1 protein-coding gene is annotated in these 397 nt (G+C 47.9%); it reads right to left on the bottom strand.

The genetic code is table 11. The annotated features are described in order from the left end of the window. Nucleotides 1–397, bottom strand: a 397-nt coding sequence (locus WKT20_RS18245; RefSeq protein ID WP_340417890.1) for a phage integrase SAM-like domain-containing protein, incomplete at both ends; no start/stop codon positions are given.

Below are 397 nucleotides of genomic sequence, written 5' to 3'. Positions count from 1 at the left end.
AAAGTCCTCACGTGTCAATGCCTTTGGTGGATTCTCTTTCTTTTGAGGTAGCTTGAAGTGCATGAAATGATAACGCTCGGAGTGTCCTGCCTTGAAAGCTATTCGGCAGGTCTTCTTCAATATGGCGAGATAGTGACGGACTGTATCAAGTGCAAGACCTCTCTCATCCAAGCAAAAGTCCATGTACTCACGGATAAACTGCTCGTCAAGCTCACCGAATGCCACATCGTCAGTTCCATAACGCTTCTTGACGAACAGCCCCAATGTCAGGCGAGTGTACTGGTAGTTTGGCAGCGTGCCTTTCTTGTAGTCGATGCCGATTCTTGACTCAATGTCCGCAATGATGGCGTCAAGCTGCTTCAACAAGGTCATCTGAGTGTCTGCACTGCATTGAAAC

Source organism: Phocaeicola sp. ICN-14070 (genome assembly GCF_037892625.1).
GTDB lineage: Bacteria > Bacteroidota > Bacteroidia > Bacteroidales > Bacteroidaceae > Phocaeicola > Phocaeicola plebeius.
Note: the sequence above shows the minus strand (reverse complement) of the source record. Positions and strands in the feature narration are given on the sequence as shown.